Here is a 1,022-nt window from a genome sequence, read left to right on the forward strand (position 1 = left end):
CTTCTTGATTTACCTCGCTTTCGGTCACAATATCAGTATCTTCTGTAACAACCGTTTCAATAAAGGTCGGTACGATACTGGCAGACAAATAAATCGGCGGCTTACCGTAACGATTTGCATTGTTCACAAGGTTTATAACTAAGCGCTTTATGGACAAGGGACGTATTGGTACAGCTTTTTGAAGCTCTGATTGGTAAATAAACGGCATAGGCGCAAACTGTACAATAATCTCATTAAATATCGTGTCTAAATTGGTAAGGCGTACAGGCTCATCAGATCCATCTTTCATAAAAGAGATAAACTGCTCTAAAATTGCATCCATGTCTTCAATATCATAAATCAATCCCTCACGGAAAAAGTCATCAGGCAACATCTCAGCGGTTAAACGCATGCGTGTTAGCGGTGTGCGTAGATCATGTGAGATACCAGCCAGCATGATCGTGCGTTCTTTTTGCGCTTGACTAAGCGTTGTAAATAGACGATTGAACGCCGTATTGACCTGGCGTATCTCAGTAGGTCCTGTACGCGTTGGCAAAGTAGTCGCATGACCGAGACGAATGTAATTGGTTGCAGCACGTTGTAAGTAACGAAGCGGGCGGTTTAGCTGACGTGCTAGTAAGATGATCGTTAACAAAGTCAAAATTGGCAAACCTAACAAGAATAACGCCAATAATGTTGGGCTATATTGTGAATAATAGACAACGGGCTCACGAATCCAAAAGCTTTGGTCGCGGCTGTCTTGTACCCATAGCTGAGGTGTGGGCTTAAATTTAAAATATACTTCAACTGGTCGTCCTAATTGTGCTCCAATTTCACGTTGTAAAACGTCAGTGAATACTCCTACAAAAACTTTGTTTTCAACTTGTGGAAAGTCACTAGGATTATCAACGACTACCACGTGTGAGTTGCGATACAGCCATTGTTGCATCTTTGGATTGTCCTGCCAGTCTATTCTCGCACTATTCATCAAACGCAGCTCGCTGGTTAAATAACGCGCATGGTTTTTAAGCTCTGGCAAATAC

1 protein-coding gene is annotated in these 1,022 nt (G+C 42.2%); it reads right to left on the reverse strand.

Annotated features, from left to right (window positions below; genetic code table 11):
- Positions 1-1,022 (reverse strand): histidine kinase dimerization/phospho-acceptor domain-containing protein (locus ACS8FD_RS16850; RefSeq protein ID WP_439276690.1); only part of this gene is annotated, 1,022 nt, incomplete at both ends.

This window comes from Psychrobacter sp. 1U2, from assembly GCF_051847575.1.